Origin of the sequence: Streptomyces sp. NBC_00988 (genome assembly GCF_045162645.1) — a bacterium.
Lineage (GTDB): Bacteria > Actinomycetota > Actinomycetes > Streptomycetales > Streptomycetaceae > Streptomyces.
The window spans coordinates 2,818,115-2,834,224 of the sequence record NZ_CP108730.1 but is presented as its reverse complement, the minus strand read 5'-3'; the positions used below and the strand labels follow the sequence as shown (position 1 = coordinate 2,834,224).

The 16,110-nt window shown below is 71.1% G+C and carries 13 protein-coding genes; 7 read left to right on the top strand and 6 right to left on the bottom strand.

Annotation, left to right across the window (positions count from 1 at the left end; genetic code table 11):
- Positions 1 to 80: 80 nt before the first annotated feature.
- Positions 81 to 1,097, bottom strand: coding sequence for a hypothetical protein (locus OG496_RS12815; RefSeq protein WP_405970956.1), 1,017 nt, complete (start codon positions 1,095 to 1,097; stop codon positions 81 to 83).
- Positions 1,098 to 1,272: 175 nt separating this feature from the next.
- On the opposite strand from OG496_RS12815, the gene OG496_RS12810 reads away from it, so the two are divergent.
- Positions 1,273 to 1,710: a DUF4442 domain-containing protein gene (locus tag OG496_RS12810; protein WP_366497359.1), complete on the top strand. Its 438-nt coding sequence runs from the start codon at positions 1,273 to 1,275 to the stop codon at positions 1,708 to 1,710.
- A gap of 107 nt (positions 1,711 to 1,817) precedes the next feature.
- On the opposite strand, the gene galU is transcribed toward OG496_RS12810, so the two are convergent.
- A complete protein-coding gene (gene galU, locus OG496_RS12805; protein WP_405970955.1) occupies positions 1,818 to 2,807 on the bottom strand; it encodes a UTP--glucose-1-phosphate uridylyltransferase GalU in 990 nt (329 codons plus the stop codon).
- A 341-nt stretch (positions 2,808 to 3,148) separates the two neighbouring features.
- Here galU and OG496_RS12800 point away from each other — a divergent pair, with 341 nt between their 5' ends.
- From OG496_RS12800 to OG496_RS12780, 5 genes are all read left to right on the top strand, one after another.
- A complete protein-coding gene (locus tag OG496_RS12800) occupies positions 3,149 to 4,990 on the top strand; it encodes a ricin-type beta-trefoil lectin domain protein (RefSeq protein WP_405970954.1) in 1,842 nt (613 codons plus the stop codon).
- Between the two features lie 240 nt (positions 4,991 to 5,230).
- The gene (locus OG496_RS12795) at positions 5,231 to 7,708 is read left to right on the top strand and encodes a beta-glucosidase (RefSeq protein WP_405970953.1); all 2,478 of its coding nucleotides are present in this window, start codon (positions 5,231 to 5,233) and stop codon (positions 7,706 to 7,708) included.
- Between the two features lie 93 nt (positions 7,709 to 7,801).
- Positions 7,802 to 9,295 carry an amidohydrolase gene (locus OG496_RS12790; protein WP_405970952.1) on the top strand — a complete coding sequence of 498 codons (1,494 nt, stop codon included), beginning with the start codon at positions 7,802 to 7,804 and terminating at the stop codon, positions 9,293 to 9,295.
- A 136-nt stretch (positions 9,296 to 9,431) separates the two neighbouring features.
- Positions 9,432 to 10,106, top strand: a complete 675-nt coding sequence (locus tag OG496_RS12785) for an isochorismatase family protein (protein WP_405970951.1) — start codon at positions 9,432 to 9,434, stop codon at positions 10,104 to 10,106.
- A 12-nt stretch (positions 10,107 to 10,118) separates the two neighbouring features.
- Entirely contained in the window at positions 10,119 to 10,373 is a 255-nt protein-coding gene (locus tag OG496_RS12780) for a hypothetical protein (RefSeq protein WP_405970950.1), read from the top strand.
- Between the two features lie 138 nt (positions 10,374 to 10,511).
- On the opposite strand, the gene OG496_RS12775 is transcribed toward OG496_RS12780, so the two are convergent.
- On the bottom strand, positions 10,512 to 11,834 hold the full coding sequence (locus OG496_RS12775; RefSeq protein WP_366497277.1) for a lysine N(6)-hydroxylase/L-ornithine N(5)-oxygenase family protein: 1,323 nt from the start codon (positions 11,832 to 11,834) through the stop codon (positions 10,512 to 10,514).
- A gap of 83 nt (positions 11,835 to 11,917) precedes the next feature.
- Here OG496_RS12775 and OG496_RS12770 point away from each other — a divergent pair, with 83 nt between their 5' ends.
- Positions 11,918 to 12,871: a methionyl-tRNA formyltransferase gene (locus OG496_RS12770; RefSeq protein WP_405970949.1), complete on the top strand. Its 954-nt coding sequence runs from the start codon at positions 11,918 to 11,920 to the stop codon at positions 12,869 to 12,871.
- Positions 12,872 to 12,918: 47 nt separating this feature from the next.
- Here the strand turns inward: OG496_RS12770 and OG496_RS12765 are convergent, their stop codons facing one another.
- The 3 genes from OG496_RS12765 to OG496_RS12755 are packed head-to-tail and all read right to left on the bottom strand — an operon-like array spanning position 12,919 to position 15,945.
- The gene (locus OG496_RS12765) at positions 12,919 to 13,821 is read right to left on the bottom strand and encodes an ABC transporter ATP-binding protein (protein ID WP_405970948.1); all 903 of its coding nucleotides are present in this window, start codon (positions 13,819 to 13,821) and stop codon (positions 12,919 to 12,921) included.
- A 4-nt stretch (positions 13,822 to 13,825) separates the two neighbouring features.
- Positions 13,826 to 14,908 carry a FecCD family ABC transporter permease gene (locus OG496_RS12760; RefSeq protein ID WP_405970947.1) on the bottom strand — a complete coding sequence of 361 codons (1,083 nt, stop codon included), beginning with the start codon at positions 14,906 to 14,908 and terminating at the stop codon, positions 13,826 to 13,828.
- Positions 14,905 to 15,945, bottom strand: coding sequence for an iron ABC transporter permease (locus tag OG496_RS12755; RefSeq protein ID WP_366497273.1), 1,041 nt, complete (start codon positions 15,943 to 15,945; stop codon positions 14,905 to 14,907). Before OG496_RS12755 ends, OG496_RS12760 begins: the two co-directional genes overlap by 4 nt.
- Positions 15,946 to 16,110 lie beyond the last annotated feature (165 nt).

Sequence of the window (16,110 nt, the reverse complement as noted above, 5' to 3'; positions counted from 1 at the left end):
CGCCACACCCCGCCAAACGGATTGCCGCCAGAATCGAGCCAAACGGTCAACGGTCGACGGCCGGTTCAACGGCCAGAGCGTCAGCTCGTCGCGCCCGTCGGGTCCCCGTGCAGTCGTACGGTGCTCAGGATCTTCTGGATCGTCGCGTCGGGGATCTCCTCGCTGACGCCCTTCGCGCCGTAAAGGGTCCAGGAGACGAAGTCGTCCGCCGAGTTCTTGAAGGCGAACGTGGTCGCCTTGCCGTCGGAGGAGCACTTGCCGGACTTCGGCACGCCGGACGTGTACGACGTGGCGACGCTGCCGACGACACCCGACTTCGTCGTGTACGGCTTGGCCGCGCCGATCTTCAGGTACTTCTTGGACGAGTCCTTCTGGTCCGTGTACCCGCCGAAGGCGAACGTGGCCGCGTCACCGCGCGCGGTGCTCGCCGTGTCCTTCGCGCCGTCCTCGCCCTTGGTGCCGCTCGACGCCAGCGACGAAGTCTCCTTCGTGCCGTCCTTGTTGTCGTCGGACTCGCACCAGTCCTGCTTGAGGTAGGCGGGCGCGGAGAAGCCGATGTACGGGGAGCCGTCGCCCTTCACCTCGTCCTCGAAGAAGGTGAAGGTGCCCGGCTTGCCGACCTCCCAGTCGGCGGGGACGTCGAACGCGGTGCCGTACTTCTGGTTGACGACGACCTTCCAGCCCGCGATCGTCGGCTGCTCGGTCTCGTTGCCGCGCGGGTTGTCGTCCGAACCGGAGGAGGAGGCACTCGGGTCCGCGGACGCCGACGGCGACTGGCTCGACTTGTCCTTGCCGCCGTCCGCCTTGTCGTCCTTGTTGCCGCCGAGCACCAGGAATCCGGTCACACCCGCGGCCACGACGACGGCCGTGGCCGCGACGATCGCGACCAGCTTCGTCCGGTTCCCGCCGCCCCCGCCCTGCGGCGGCTGCGGTCCGCCCGCCGGGCCCGGAGCGCCCCACTGCGGCTGCTGCCCATAGGGATTGGGCTGCTGGAAGCCGGGCTGCTGATACGGATTCGGCTGTTGGTACCCCGGCTGCTGGTACGGGTTGTCCTGCGGGTTCTGCTCGCCCCCGGGCGGCTGCTGTCCTGGCCACATGGGCAGTAACCCTAGTGCGGCGCCGGACACGGTTGGGTCACCGCCCCTTGTCAGGGTCGTACCAACTTGGTGGCCGGCCGATGGGTGGGTGGCGGTCGGGCGGTGTGTGCGGGCGCACACATCTGGCCAGGCCTGGCTACTCGTGGGTAACATGCTCTTCATGAGCGCAGATCAGATGTCCATCGGCGAGCTGCTCGCCGCGACGGTGCCGATGGTTCGCACGTTGAACCTGGAGTACCTGGAGACCAGTCCGGAGCGGGCCGTGCTGGCCCTGCCGGATCAGAGCGAGTACCGCAACCACGTCGGCGGACCGCACGCCGGCGCGATGTTCACCCTCGGCGAGTCCGCCAGCGGCGCGATCGTCCTCGCCGCCTTCGGCGACCAGCTCTCGCGGGCCGTGCCGCTCCCGGTCAACGCCGAGATCGCGTTCAAGAAGATCGCCCTCGGCCCGGTGAAGGCCACCGCGACCCTCGGCCGCCCCGCCGCCGACGTCGTCGCCGAACTCGACGCGGGCGAGCGCCCCGAGTTCCCGGTCACCGTCGCCATCCAGCGCGAGGACGGCGCCGTCACGGGTGAGATGACGGTCACCTGGACACTCCGCCCGAACAGCTGATCAGCTCAACTCCATTACGGGGTCCGGTCGTTGCCCATGGATGACTGACTCCGCTACGAGGGCCCGGTCATCGGCAGCCGATGACCGGGCCCTCGTGCGCGTGGGGTTCAGGCCGCGATCCGCGCACCCTCGCTCCCGCCGCCCTCACCGGTCTCGCCGGCCTTGTTGCTATCCCCGCTTTCCAGTCCCGCCACGAACTCCTTGAGCCACGCGACGAATTCGGGGCCCAGGTCGTCGCGGTCGCAGGCCAGCCGGACCACCGTGCGCAGGTAGTCGGCCTTGTCGCCGGTGTCGTAGCGCAGGCCCTTGAAGACGACCCCGTGGACCGTGCCGCCGGCGGCCAACTGCTGGAGGGCGTCGGTGAGTTGGATCTCGCCGCCGCGGCCGGGCGGGGTGCGCTCCAGGGTGGGGAAGATCGCGGGGTCGAGGACGTAGCGGCCGATGACGGCGTAGCGGCTCGGCGCGTCCTCGCGGGACGGCTTCTCGACCAGGCCGGTGACGCGTACGACACCCTCCTCGCCGGTCGGCTCGACGGCCGCGCAGCCGTACAAGTGGACTGATTCCTCAGGGACTTCCATGAGGGCGACCACGCTGCCGGCGTAGCGCTCGCGGACCTCCAGCATCTGGCTGAGCAGGGTCTCGCGCGGGTCGATGAGGTCGTCGCCGAGGAGGACCGCGAAGGGCTGGTCGCCGACGTGGTGGCGGGCGCAGAGCACCGCGTGCCCCAGGCCGAGCGGGTCGCCCTGGCGGATGTGGTGGATGTCGGCGAGGCGGGCGGGGTCGCGCACGGCGTCCAGGCGCACGGTGTCGCCCTTGGCGGCCAGGGCCTGTTCCAGTTCGAAGGCGTGGTCGAAGTGGTCCTCGATGGCGCGCTTGTGCCGGCCGGTGACCATCAGGATGTCGTCGAGCCCGGCCGCGGCGGCCTCCTCGACGACGTACTGGATCGCGGGCTTGTCGACGACCGGGAGCATCTCCTTCGGCGTCGCCTTCGTCGCGGGCAGGAACCGCGTGCCGAGCCCGGCGGCCGGCACGACCGCCTTGCGGACCGTGGGGACGCGGGCGGGTGCGGGGGTGGCTGAAGAGTGGGGGGTGATCATGCGGCCCATGGTGGCGCACGGCGATGAGAGCACCCCGAGAGGAACTTCGGAGTTACCTGTGTGCCTCCCTTAGTTCGCGGGGGAGTTGGAGATTTGGTGGAGACGCCTGTGGATACCCGCGGTAACCAATCTGAATTCATAGCGTTTTGAACATCGGTCACCCGAACTCCTTGTTTCCTGTCAGAGGCTTGTGCGAGTGTGAGCCACCTCATGAGGGCAGCTGTGAGAAGGCAATGGTCAGAGTCGTTTCTGACATCTCATAGGTATGCACCAATCAAGTACCTGCTTTCCGACGGTCGGGCATTCGTGTGCCGTCCTGCGGCTTGGAAGGAAATGGTTCCGTGCAATCCCCCTACCCCCCACGCCCGCCGTTCCCGCCCCGCCCCGGATCGAGCCCGGGGGAGTCGGACCGCAATCTCGTGGCGCTGCTCGGCGACAAAGCCGAGGGCACTCGCGCCGTCGCCCTGTTGCTCGCGCGCCACTGGCAGGCGACAAGCGAATATGCGGTCATCTGCCTTGCCACCGCCCAGAGTTCGGCGTCCATGGTGGCCAGCGCCGCCTTCCACCAGGTACTGGCGGGCCGCGCCACCGGCGGCGCCCTGCGTCCCCAACTCCTCGTGGCGGTAAGGGAGATGGTGAAGAAGTGGGCGGCGGAGGAGCGAATTGCCGCGCTGCTGCCGGAACTTCGTAAACCCATCGGTGCCCGAGGCCTACGCGCGGCGAGGCCGGGCACCTCCGAAAGGCGGAAGCTCGCAGAACGTGCTTTCGGCGCGCTGTCCGGCGCCTCCCAATGCCTGCTGTGGCACACCGAGGTCGAGGCCGAACCCATATCCGTACCGGCCGGTCTGCTGGGCGTGGACGAGGTCACCGCGACCGCCGCGCTGGATCAGGCACGTGAACAATTCAGGCAGGGCTGTGTACGCGCGCACAGTGAACTCGCGCCGACCCCGGAATGCCGCCACTACAACCGACTCCTCGACGTCCCGATCCGCCGCGGCGGCGGCCTGTTGCCCGATGTGCAACGGCATCTCATGACGTGCCGCTACTGCCGTTTCGCGGCAGAGCAGTTGAGCCATTTCGACGGCGGCCTCGAAGTGCTGCTCGCCGAGACCGTCCTCGGCTGGGGCGCCCGCCGCTACCTCGACTCACGGCCCGGCCGCGAGACCCCCGAGGCCGCGGCCCGCGCCGCCCACCGTCCGATGGGCCGCCACCGCCCCACGCCGGACGGCCGGTTGGCCTTCCCGCGCAGGCACCCCAGGGTCGCGCTCGTGGGCGTGGGTCTCACCTCCCTCGCCCTGCTCGCGACCGTGCTCGCCACCAAGGGCTGGACCGAGGGGGGCAACACGCCCGATCCGCACGTCACTTGGGGCGCGCCCAGCGGCAGTTCGACCCGCCCGAGCCCGGTCGGCGCACCCTCGTCGGACGGTTCCGCGGCCTCTGCTTCGGCCGCCGGTGCCGACGGGGGAGTCGGGGGAGTCGTCCAGCAGGGCGTCCTGCGCAGCCTCGCCTCCGGCCTGTGCCTCGACATCCCGGGCGGCCAGGTGCGGTCCGGCGCCGCCGTCACCATGGCGACCTGCTCGACCGCCGGGTCACAGCAGTGGTCGTACGACCAGGACGGCCTGCTGCGCAGCCTCACCGACCCGGGACTCTGCCTCGACGCCGACACCGACGCCCGCACGATCACCTTGGCCGGCTGCCTGGTGCACGCGGGCGAGGTGCACTACGACCTGACGGTGCGCGGCGAGTTCCTGCTCCGCTGGAGCCAGGGGCTGGCCGTGGCGCCGGTGAGCGCGAAGGCCGGGGCGCGGGTCGTGGTGACGGAGCGGGACGGGTCCGCCGGGCAGCGGTGGGCGCTGGAATCCACGGCCGACGCGCGGGTGAAGCAGGGCGACCCGACCGGAAAGGGGACCGGGAAGGGCGAGGCGCCGGGGGACGGCGCACCGGACGCGCCCGTGCCTCCCGAGGGCGCGCCCCAGGGTGACGTACCGCCGCCTCCTCTCTCGAACCTTCCGCAACAGGACCAGCCGCAGTACGCACCCCGCGCCGCGCAGGTCGCCTGCTGCGACGAACCGGCGCCGGAGCCCGCGCCCTCGGGCGGTGGCGGTGACGCTGTGCAGCCCCTGACCGCGGTCGTGGCGGCTGTCGCGGACACCGTCGCCTCCCTCCTCCCGCCCCTTGGCTGACGCACGACTCGCGGGGCCACCCCACCGGGGTGGCCCCGCACCCTTCTCACCCTTCGGTTCTTGTCGGCGTGCGGCCGATTCCTGTTCGACTTATTGACACGAGTCAGTGACGGCCATAGCTTTCCGGCCGCACCAGGGTGCCTAACGCTTCGTCAAGTCAGCTCAGTACAGGGCGTTTTGGCCCCGAGGCGCACCCGCGGTTCACACCGTCGTGCCCGCACACCGAAGGAGTGACGGCTCATGACCGACACCGTGTCCCGGCGATCCGCCCTGCGTCTGCTGGGCGGCGCGATCGCGGTGGCCAGCGCGGCCACCACCGGACTCGTCTCCCCGTCGCACGCGTACGCGCAGGCCAGACCCGAGGCGGGGGCCGGCCCCCGCGTCGAAGGACTCCTGGCCAGGCTCACCCTCGACGAGAAGATCTCCCTCCTGCACGGCGCCACCGACCCGGACTCGCTCGGCCAGGCCGGCTACATCCCCGGCGTCCCGCGCCTGAAGATCCCGCCGCTCCGGCTCACCGACGGACCGGCCGGCGTCCGTGTCACCGCACACGCCACCGCCCTCCCGGCGCCCGTCCTGCTCGCCTCCGCCTTCGACCCCGAACTCGCCCGCCGCTACGGCCAGGTCGTCGGCCGCGAAGGCCGCGCCCTCGGCCAGGACGTCCTGTTGTCGCCGATGGTCAACCTCATCCGCACCCCGTACGCGGGCCGCAACTTCGAGACCCTCAGCGAGGATCCGCTGCTCGCCGGTGATCTGGTCGCCGCCGAGATCAAGGGCATCCAGGGCGAGGGACTCATCGCGACCGTCAAGCACTTCGCGATGAACAACCAGGAGAAGGACCGCGACTCCATCGACGTGCGGGTCGACGAACAGACCATGCACGAGATCGAGTTGCGCGGTTTCGAAGCGGCCGTCGGCGCGGGCACCGGTGCGGTGATGGGTGCGTACAACAAGGTCAACGGCACCTTCGCCTGCGAGAACAAGACCCTCCTCACCGACGTCCTGCGCGGCCAATGGGGCTTCGAGGGCTGGGTGATGACCGACTGGTTCGCCGCGCACAGCACCGTCGCCGCGATCACGGCCGGCCTCGACATGGAGATGCCGGACGGGACCTACTTCGGCGCGCCCCTCAAGTCGGCCGTGCAGAACGGCAGTCTGCCCGAGCGGTACGTCGACCGCGCGGTGCGCCGGATCCTCGGCGTCATGGACCGGTTCGGGCTCCTCGACGGCAGCGTGCCGCCGCGCCCCGCCCGCGACGCGAAGGCCGGCGCCGCCGTAGCCCTGGAGGTCGCCAAGGCGGGCGCGACCCTGCTCCGCAACGAACACCGCACCCTCCCGCTGACCGGTGGCGGCACCATCGCGGTGATCGGCCCGACCGGCACCCTGCCCTTCGTCAGTGGCGGCGGCAGCGCGCATGTCGTGCCGGACCACGCGGACAGCCCGCTCGACGCGATCAGGGCGCGGGCCGGTTCCCGGACCCGGGTCACGTACGCGCTCGGCGAGGACCTGTTCGGCAAGGCGATCCCCGCGTCCGCGTTCACGCCCGCCTTCGACGGCGAGGGCCAGCGGGTGGAGGCGGGCAGGACCTGGGAGTACGACGGCTCGCTCGCCGTGACCGAACCCGACGAGTGGACGTTCGTCCTGCACTTCTCCTCGGCCCCGACCGCACGCCCCAAAGTCCTCCTGGACGGCGAGGAGTTGTTCCCTCTCGCGGCCGGATACGGCGAGTACTTCTCCGGCGGCCTGGTCTCCGTCGACCCCGACGGCCTCTCCGTCCGCCGCAAGACCCTCACCCTCGCCCAGGGTGCCCACACCCTGAAGATCACCGCCGAGGGCGGCGACGCCGGACTCCTGTTCCGGCTCCGGCGCATCACCGGCGGGACCCGCGCCCAGGACGTCGCCGAGGCGGTCACAGCCGCGCGCGCCGCCCGCGGTGTCGTCCTGTTCGCCTACGAGGACGCCACCGAGGGCCTCGACCGCACCACCCTCGAACTCCCGGGCAACCAGGCCGAGTTGATCGACGCGGTCACGGCCGCGAACCCGCGTACCACGGTGGTCCTCAACACCTCGTCGTCCACGTCGATGCCGTGGCTGGCCCACACCGGCGCGGTCCTCCAGATGTACTACCCGGGCCAGGAGGGCGCCGCCGCCACGACCGCCGTCCTGTTCGGCGACTGCGACCCCGGTGGCCGCCTCACCCAGTCCTTCCCGGTCGACGACGCCCACCACCCGGTCGCCGGCGACCCCCACCGCTACCCCGGCGTGAACGGCGTCGAGGAGTACTCGGAGGGCATCCATGTCGGCTACCGCTGGTACGACGCGGAGGGCGTCCGGCCCCTCTACCCCTTCGGGCACGGACTCTCGTACACCTCCTTCGCCTACGAGGACGCGTCGGCGCGATGGAACGGCCACGGGCTCGATGTGACCTTCACGGTCCGCAACACCGGCCGCCGGGACGGCGTCGCGGTGCCTCAGGTGTACGTCGGCCGCTCACCGGAGCTCCAACTCGACCAGGCGGTGCGGGTGTTGGGTGGCTATCGGCGACTCGGGCTGCGGGGCGGGGAGCGGCGGCGGGTGACCGTGCATGTCGATGCGCGTACGTTGTCGTCGTGGGACGCGAAGCGGCACGCGTGGGTGCTCGGGAGCGGGCGGCGGGCCGTGTGGGTGGGGGCGTCGGCGGCGGATCTGCGGGTGCGGACGAGTGTCGACGTGAAGTGAGCGGCGAAGGGCGCGATCCGCAAGGTAAGGTAAGCCTTACTTGACTTGGTGGAATCGTTGGAGGAATGCCTCGGCATTCCCCTGGAGGCCCTTATGGCGGACAACCCAAGCGCCCTGATCCTCACCCGGGTGCGGCTCGGTGCCGGTGGGCCGCTCGCCCGGGTGCGGGTGGCGGCCGGCCGGATCACGCACGTCGTACCGGAGCCGGACGCGGGCTCGGGCGTCGAGGTCGGCGGTGGGCGTCAACTCGATCTGGACGGGCGGGTGTTGCTGCCCGGCCTCTGGGACGCCCACGTCCATCTGGCCGAGTGGGCGAGCGCCCGGCACCGGCTCGATCTGGCCGGTACCGGGTCCGCGCGGGCCGTCGCCGACCTCGTCCGGGAGCGGGCCGGGGCGGCCGACGGCTCGGTGCTCTACGGATACGGGTTCCGGGACGGGCTGTGGGCCGACGCCCCGCACAAGGCGCTGCTGGACGCGGTGGTGCCCGATCGGCCGGTCGCTCTGGTCAGCGCCGATCTGCATGCCGCGTGGCTCAACTCAGCCTGCCTCGCCCTCGTCGGGCGGGGCGACCACCCCACCGGCCTGATCCGGGAACACGAGGCCCACGAGGTGCTGTCCGCCCTGCCCGCCGCGCCGGTCGAGGTGGTCGACGGGTGGATCGAGGAGGCCTGCCGGGCTGCCGCCGCGCGCGGGGTCAGCGGTGTCATCGACTTCCAGTTCGGCGACACGGTGGGGGACTGGGAACGGCGTTCGGCGGGATTCCGGCCCGCCGTACGGGTGTCGGCCGCGGTGTATCCGAGTTACCTGGACGCGGCGATCAAGCGCGGGCTGCGCACAGGGGACCCCGTCGGTGCGGACGGCGGGCTGGTGCGGGTCGGGCCGTTGAAGCTCTTCACGGACGGTTCGCTCAACACCCGAACCGCCCTGTGCCGCGACCCCTACCCGGGACTTGAGGGCACGGACGGCGCCCACGGCATCGAGGAGACGGCGCCCGACGAACTCGTACGGCTCATGCGGCACGCCGCCGCGCACGGCATCGAACCCGCCGTGCACGCCATCGGCGACCGCGCCAACACCGTGGCCCTGGACGCCTTCGAAGCGGTGCGCTGCCGCGGCCGGATCGAGCACGCGCAGTTGCTCAGCCCCCAAGACCTGCCGCGTTTCGCACAGTTGGGGGTCACGGCGGGCGTACAGCCCCGGCACGCGACGGACGACCGCGACGTGGCGGACCGGCACTGGGCCGGACGCACCGAACGCGCCTTCCCCTACGGCGACCTGCTCGCCGCCGGCGCCCGGCTGGAGTTCGGTTCGGACGCCCCGGTCTCGCCGCTCGACCCCTGGCTAGCCATCGCGTCCGCCGTCAGCCGCACCGACGACGAACGCCCCGCCTGGCACCCGGAGCAACGTCTGTCCGTCCCCGACGCGTTGGTCGCCGCGGCCCGCGGACGCCGGCTCATCAGGGTCGGCGACCCGGCCGACCTGGTGGTCGTCGACGCGGATCCCCTGGGTGCGGACCCGGAGACTCTGCGTGCGATGCCCGTGCACGCCACGATGACCAACGGCCGCTGGAGCCACGGGCCTTACTGATCCGGTCCGGTCCGGTCCAGTCCGGTCCCGTGTTCTCCAACCCCGTGACGTAACCCTGCGACACAACCCCACGACGTAACCCCGCGACGTCTCTCCCGACGTCCGACGTCCGACGAGCGGTGAGAGGCCGACGCGTATGCCGTCATCCGACATGGTCCCGTACGTCATGCCCGGTTCCGCCGCGCTGCCCCCGGACCGGACGGGCTGGGCCATCGACCCGGGCCGTGCGGCGCTGGTGGTCCTGAACGTCCAGAACCACTTCCTGCACGTCCTGCGGGAGTCCTCCGCGCCGGTGGGTGAACTCCTCGCAGGAGTAGGCCTGTTGACGGAGTCGGCGCGGGCGGCCGGTATCCCCGTCCTGTACACCCTCAAGACCGCCGAGCGGGAACCGGACGGCCGGGAGACCAGCTTCGGGCATCCACGCCTGCCCGGCGGCGAGGACTCCCGTGACGTCGTGGACGCGATCCGCCCGCAGGTCGGCGACAGCGTGCTGGTCGCGAAGCGGTTCAGCGCCTTCGCCGGCACCCGACTGCGGCGCAGACTCGCGGAGTTGGGGCGCGACCAGCCGGTGATCGTCGGGGTGTTCGCCCGCACCCAGGTGCTGCTGACGGCCGCCGACGCCTGGATGCAGGACATGGAGCCCTTCGTCGTCGCGGACGCGGTGGCCGACCGCGCGCACGACGACCACCGGATGGCCGTGGACTGGATCGCGGCGACCTGCGGGGCGGTCAGGACCGTACGGGGCGTGGCGGACGTGTTCGGCGGAACCGGTCCCCGGCACCGCGGGGGAGCCGCCCCTCAACGCCGCTGATCTGACCGGGGTTTGACCAGCGGCGAGCAGCAGACCACCATCCTCGGCGACCGGCGACCGGCGACCGGCGACCGGCGACCGGCGACCGGCGACCGGCGACCGGCGACCGGCGACCGGCGACCGGCGACCGGCGACCGGCGACCGGCGACCGGCGACCGGCGACCGGCGACCGGCGACCGGCGACCGGCGACCGGCGACCGGCGACCGGCGACCGGCGACCGGCGACCGGCGACCGGCGACCGGCGACCGGCGACCGGCGACCGGTGAGGGGTGCCGCCTCCCCCACGCGTAGAACACCGCCCCGGACGTGCAAAAACCCGCCCCGGTACAGAAAGCCGCTGGCACAGAAAAAACCCCGGGCCCGGAAGGGACCGTACCCTCCGGGCCCGGGGAGTTCATGCGGGGTCAGGCAGGCAGTTTCGTCGCCTGTACCGAGCGGTGGATCTCCTCCGCGCGTACCGCGACCGTCGACAGCAGCGTGCTGGTCAGCCCGTGGGTGTGCTCGGTGCCGCCCTGGAGGTAGAGGCCGGCTGTCACCTCCGGCACTGTCTCGACGCGGTGGTCTCGGCCCACGCGGACCTCGTCGCCGTCGTCTCGGAGGCAGAGCTTCGCCGCCTCGCCGAGGAGTGAACTCAGGTCGCGGGGGCGGTAACCCGTGGCTAGCACCAGCACATCGGCGGAGAGCACCTGCTTCTCGCCGGTGGGCAGGAACTCCACGGCGATGTCGAGACCGCCGTCGGCCGCGGGGTCGACGGCGCGGATCCGGGAGACGTTGAGGAAGCGCAGCCGTTCCCGGCCGGCCACCTTCTCCCGGTACGCGGTGGCGTAGAGGGCCTCGATCAACTCCATATCGACCACGGAGTAGTTGGTCGAGCGGTGGTAGTCGATGAGTGACTGCTTGACCTCGGACGGGGCCGAGAAGTAGACGTCCACCGCCTCCGGGTCGAAGATGCGGTTCGCGAACGGGCTGTCGTCGGCCGGGGTGTAGCCGTATTTGGCGAACACCGAGCACACCTCGGCGTCCGGGAAGGTGCGGTGCAGATAGTCCACCGCCTCGGCGGCGCTCTGCCCGGCGCCGAGCACCACGGCCCGCTGCACGGGCTTGCCTTCGTCGGCGAGCCGGGTCGCGCGGGGGATCAACTCGCTGTTGTGCCAGATGCGTTCGGCCAGTTCGAGGCCGGGCGGAACGTGCGGCTCAAGTCCCATCGCCACGCTGATGTTGCGCGCCCGGCGGGTGATCGTCGTACCGGAACCCGAAGGGTCGTGGCTGGTGACGTCGAAGTAGGCGATTTCGCCGTCGTCGCCGCGCACCGGGTCGACGGCGACGACCTCGCTGCCGTAGGAGACCAGGTGGGAGACCCGTTCGGCCGCCCACTCGAAGTACTCGTGGAACTCCACGCGCAGCGGGAACAGGGTCTTCTGGTTCAGGAAGTCGATCAGTCTGCCCTGCTCGCGCAGGAAGCAGAGGAAGCTGTAGTCGCTGGTCGGATTCCGCAGCGTGACCAGGTCTTTGAGGAACGACACCTGCATCGTGGCGTCGTCGATCAGCATGCCCCGGTGCCAGCCGAAGCGCGGCTGGCGTTCCAGGAACAGGGCGTTGAGACGGCTGTCTGCCGGAAGGCTCTTGTTGTGCTCCTCAACCGCTATGGACAGAGCGAGATTTGACGGACCGAATCCGATTCCGAGTATGTCGTGGACCACTTCGGAATCCAGTAGCGGTGACTTCACCGTGGCATCGCCTCCCTCAGGCAGCCCAATGCTAGATAAGGTAAGGCTTACCTTGCAATGAGTCGTTGAAGGGAAGGACCGTCATGCGGGTCGTCATGCTCGGCTATCAGACCTGGGGTCACCGCACGCTGCAGGCGTTGCTGGACTCCGACCACGAGGTCGTTCTCGTCGTCACCCACCCGAAAAGTGAGCATGCCTACGAGAAGATCTGGGACGACAGCGTCGCCGAACTCGCCGAGAAGAACGACGTCCCCGTCCTGCTGCGCAACCGCCCCGACGACGCCGAACTCCTCGACGCCGTACGGGAAGCACGGCCGGACATCATCGTCGCCAACAACTGGCGCACCTGGCTGCCGCCGGAGCTGTTCGACCTCCCGCCGCACGGCACCCTCAACGTCCACGACTCGCTGCTGCCGTCGTACGCGGGGTTCTCGCCGATCATCTGGGCGCTCCTGAACGACGAGCCGCGCGTCGGCGTCACCGCGCACCGCATGAACGGCGAACTCGACGCCGGGGACGTCCTGATCCAGCGCTCGGTGCCGGTCGGAGCCACCGACACGGCGACCGACCTGTTCCACCGGACCGTCGACCTCATCGCGCCCATCGTGCGCGAGTCGCTCGACCTGATCGCCTCCGGCCGCGACGCCGGCCAGTGGGTCCCGCAGGACCGCAGCCGCGCCAGCTTCTTCCACAAGCGCTCGGCCGAGGACAGCCGCATCGACTGGAGCTGGCCCGCGGAACGCCTGGAGCGCCTCGTACGGGCCCAGTCGGACCCGTACCCGAACGCGTACGCCTTCCGCCGAGGTGAGCGGCTCAGGATCGTCTCCGCGGCCGTCTCGGAGGGACGCTACGGCGGCACCCCGGGCCGGATCTTCATCCGCGAGGGCGATGGTGTGGTCATCGTGGCCGGCCCCGAGGCCCACAGCGGGCGCAGCCGGGGGCTGTTGGTGCGCCGGGTGCGCACGGACGACGGCACGGAGTACGCGGCCGGCGACTACTTCCGCACCATGGGCGGGTACTTGACGTCCCGGCCATGACGTCCCGCTTCTGAACGACCGGGCCCCTGCCTGCATCGGCGGGGGCCTCAGCGGGTCGAAACAGCCTCCTCGGCCCGCGCGTTGCCGTCGGAGTTGCCCTCGGTGTTGCCGTCGTGGTGGTGCCTCCCCAGCGGGATGACCAACGGCGTGCCGCTGACCGGGTCGGGCGTGATCCGGCAGCGCAGGTCGAAGACGTCCTCGACCGTGGCCTCGGTGACGACGTCGGCGGGCGTGCCCTCGGCGACGATGCGGCCGGCCTTCATGGCGATGACGTGATCGGCGTACCGGCAGGCCTGGTTGAGGTCGTGGAGGACCATCACGATCGTGCGGCCCTCGCGCCGGTTGAGGTCCGTGATCAGGTCGAGTACGTCGATCTGGTGGGCGAGGTCGAGATAGGTCGTCGGCTCGTCGAGGAGCAGGACCGGGGTGCCTTGGGCGACGGCCATGGCGATCCACGCGCGCTGCCGCTGGCCGCCGGAGAGTTCGTCGACGGGGCGCTCGGCGAGGTCGGTGAGGCTGGTCGCCTCCAGGGCGGCGTGCACCGCCTCCTCGTCGGCCGCCGACCACTGCCGCCACCAGGTCTGGTGCGGGGAGCGGCCCCGGCCCACCAGGTCGAGGACGGTCAGGCCCTCCGGCGCCACCGGCGTCTGCGGCAAGATGCCCAGTTTGCGGGCGAGTTCGCGGGTCGGTACGGAACGCAGCGCGACGCCGTCCAGCTCCACCACGCCCTGGCGCGGAGCGAGTAGCCGGGCCAGGGCCCGCAACAGGGTCGATTTCCCGCAGGCGTTGGCGCCGACGATGGCGGTGATCCGGCCGGTCGGCACCGTGAGGTTCAGGTTCTCGACCACGGGCCGTCCGTCGTAGGCGAGATGAAGATCACGTGCCCGCAACTCCGGCCCCGGGGCCGGTACTTCGGACGTCCGCGGGGCACGCGGGTCAGTGGTCGACATGCGATCAGCCTCCAGAGCCCGCGCGGTTGGCGCGGATGAGCAGCCACAGCAGGACCGGCGCGCCGAGGGCGCCGGTGACGATCCCGACCGGCAGTTCCGTCCCCGGGATCGCCTCGCGGGCGAGGAGATCGGAGCCGAGGACGACGAGCGCGCCGGTGAGACCGGAGACGAGCGGGGGCGGCGACGAGGTGCCCGCCAGCCGCTGGGCGATCTGCGGGCAGGCCAGCGCGACGAAGGCGACCGGCCCGGCAGCCGCCGTACCGAAGGCGACCAGGCCCACCCCCGCCAACAGCAGGGCCAGCCGGACGGGTTGGACGGGTGTGCCGAGTCCGGCGGCCACGTCGTCGCCGAGCATCAGCGTGCGCATCCAGCGGCCCATGCCCAGCGTGATCGGCAGCAGTACGGCCAGGGCGATGGCCAGGGAGTCCACCTGGTTCCAGGTCCGGCCGTTGAGGTTGCCGACCAGCCAGCCGAGCGCCGCCTCCGCCTCGAACCGATTGCCGCGCGCGACAAGGAAGTTGGTCGCGCTGGAGCAGATCCAGGACACCCCGATGCCGACGAGGATGATGCGGTACCCGGTGGCCCCGCCCTTCCACGCCAGCACGTACACGAGCAGCGCGGTGGCGAGCGCGCCGAGCAACCCCAGCGTGGACAGCCCGAGTCCGCCGGTCCAGCCCAGAACTACCGCCGCCACTACGGCAGTTCCGGCGCCCTCGGTGAGCCCGATCATGTCGGGGCTGGCCAGCGGATTGCGGGTCATCGTCTGGAACACCGCCCCGGAGACCCCGAACGCGACGCCGACCAGCAGCCCGACCAGGGCACGAGGCAGCCGTAGATCCTGGACGACGATGACCGTGCCCGCGTCGCCCGAACCCCACAGGGCCCGGATGACGTCGGTGAAGGCGACGGGATAGTCGCCGATCGTCAGACCCCAGCAGAACAGCAGGAACGCGCCGAGCGCGACACCAACTCCCGTGAGCAGCAGGCGCGGACGCAGCACGCCGGACACCGGCGGCACGGCCAGCCGGAACGGCCGGTCGGCGAGGGCGGCGCGCGGGGGAGCGACTACGGGTGTGGGCACGCTCATACCTCCGCGAGCTTCCGGCGGCGGACCAGGACGATGAAGAACGGGCCGCCGAGGAAGGCGACGAGGACACCGGCCTGGATCTCGGTCGGGCGGTCCACCATCCGGCCCAGGATGTCGGCGGACAGCAGCAGGAGGGGCGCGAGCGCGGCCGAGAGCGGCAGCAACCAGCGGTAGTCGGGGCCGATCCCGGCGTACTGCGCGAGCACTCGCGCGATGTGCGGGACGACCAGACCGAGGAAGACCACGGGACCGATGACCGCGACGGACGCGCCGGTCAACAGCACGACGGCGGTGACCCCTTGGAGCCGTACGAGACCCAACCGCCGTCCCAGCGAGGCGGCCACGTCGTCGCCGAGGGCCATGCTGTTGAGGGCGGGCGCGCAGGCCAGCGCCAGTACCGCGCCCACGGCGAGGAAGGGCAGGATGCGCACCAGCTCGCCGGAGTCCTGGTCGGCGAGGGTGCCGGCCGACCAGAAGCGGTAGCGGTCCAGCGCGTCCTGGTCGGTGAGGACGATGGCGCTGGTGAACGACTGGAGCAGCGAGGTGATGGCGACCCCGGCGAGCGCCAACTTGACCGGTGTGGCCCCGGACCGGCCCATCCGCCCCAGGAAGAAGACCACGACACTCGCGACGAGCGCCCCGCCGAACGCGAACCACACATAGCCGTACAGCGAGGCCACCCCGAACACCCCGACCGCCACGACGATCGCGAAGGACGCCCCCGCGCTCACCCCGAGAATTCCCGGGTCCGCGAGGGGATTTCGGGTCAGGGCCTGCATCAGCGCGCCGGACAGGCCGAGCGCGGCGCCCGTCGTCAGGCCGAGCAGCGTGCGGGGCACGCGCACCGACCAGATGACGTTGTCGACGAGACGGCTGGGCGGATGGCCGAGGACCGAGCGCACGACCTGGTCGAGCGGGACGCTGAGCGCGCCCAGGGCGACCGACAGCAGGGACAGCAGAACGAGGAGGGCGACGATCAGTGTCACCAGCACCGTGGTGCGAAGCCTTCTGCCTGAAGCCACTTTGCCGGTCTCCATGTCGTCTTCCGTGGTGCCACCGGGGCGTTGCCGGGTCATCTTCCGTGCTCTGGAGCCCTGTTGGCGGACCACCGGACGGCCCCTCCAGCAGCTTAGGTGAGCATAACCTCAGTGGCTGTGACGTGGACCTGTGGTTCCGGGGTGGGTCTATCAAGTAAGGCAATG

Coding starts and splice junctions, on each gene's coding strand:
- OG496_RS12755 (WP_366497273.1), bottom strand. CDS start 15,945: ATGGAGACCGGCAAAGTGGCTTCAGGCAGAAGGCTTCGCACCACGGTG.
- OG496_RS12765 (WP_405970948.1), bottom strand. CDS start 13,821: ATGTCGACCACTGACCCGCGTGCCCCGCGGACGTCCGAAGTACCGGCC.
- OG496_RS12760 (WP_405970947.1), bottom strand. CDS start 14,908: ATGAGCGTGCCCACACCCGTAGTCGCTCCCCCGCGCGCCGCCCTCGCC.
- OG496_RS12790 (WP_405970952.1), top strand. CDS start 7,802: ATGGCGGACAACCCAAGCGCCCTGATCCTCACCCGGGTGCGGCTCGGT.
- OG496_RS12785 (WP_405970951.1), top strand. CDS start 9,432: ATGCCGTCATCCGACATGGTCCCGTACGTCATGCCCGGTTCCGCCGCG.
- OG496_RS12815 (WP_405970956.1), bottom strand. CDS start 1,097: ATGTGGCCAGGACAGCAGCCGCCCGGGGGCGAGCAGAACCCGCAGGAC.
- OG496_RS12770 (WP_405970949.1), top strand. CDS start 11,918: ATGCGGGTCGTCATGCTCGGCTATCAGACCTGGGGTCACCGCACGCTG.
- galU (WP_405970955.1), bottom strand. CDS start 2,807: ATGATCACCCCCCACTCTTCAGCCACCCCCGCACCCGCCCGCGTCCCC.
- OG496_RS12810 (WP_366497359.1), top strand. CDS start 1,273: ATGTCCATCGGCGAGCTGCTCGCCGCGACGGTGCCGATGGTTCGCACG.
- OG496_RS12795 (WP_405970953.1), top strand. CDS start 5,231: ATGACCGACACCGTGTCCCGGCGATCCGCCCTGCGTCTGCTGGGCGGC.